The organism is Streptomyces glaucescens (genome assembly GCF_002154375.1).
Taxonomy (GTDB): domain Bacteria; phylum Actinomycetota; class Actinomycetes; order Streptomycetales; family Streptomycetaceae; genus Streptomyces; species Streptomyces glaucescens.
This window is the reverse complement of sequence record NZ_MUND01000310.1, coordinates 1,367-1,818: the sequence shown is the minus strand read 5'-3', so window position 1 is coordinate 1,818 and position 452 is coordinate 1,367. Positions and strand designations below refer to the sequence as shown.

Annotated in this window: 1 protein-coding gene; it reads right to left on the bottom strand. The window is 68.8% G+C overall.

Annotated elements, in window-relative coordinates; genetic code table 11:
- A partial coding sequence (locus CCN42_RS20660; RefSeq protein WP_143661968.1) for an ATP-binding protein occupies nt 1-384 on the bottom strand: 384 nt, incomplete at its 3' end.
- Nucleotides 385-452: the final 68 nt, after the last annotated feature.

Sequence of the window (452 nt, the reverse complement as noted above, 5' to 3'; positions counted from 1 at the left end):
GGTCGGGCCGCCGCCGTCCGTCACCTCGACGACCAGCCGCCCGGTCGGGTCCACTCGCCATGCGGCCCGGACGTCGCCGTCCCCGGCGAGGGCGTTGCCCAGCGGCCGGCCGTGTTTGCAGGCGTTGCTCAAAAGTTCGGAAAGGATCAGTACGGCGTCATCGATGACCGATTCCGCCACCCCGCCGCTGCGCAGCTGAGCACGCATCCGGTGCCTTGCCGCGCCCACGCCCGCAGGGCCATGGGGTACGGCCATGCTCGACGACGTGGGCACCTCCTGTGCCACCACCAACGCCACCCCCGAGACCTCCTTCGCCCCACGCCACGGTGTGGATGCCCCATTGGCCTGAACCGGAAACCGGCCGATCCACCTCCGGTGACGCATTCGCAACGATCGAACACGTTCCGAACGCGCCGGTGCACTCCCCGTGACAACATCTACAGGAGATCTTG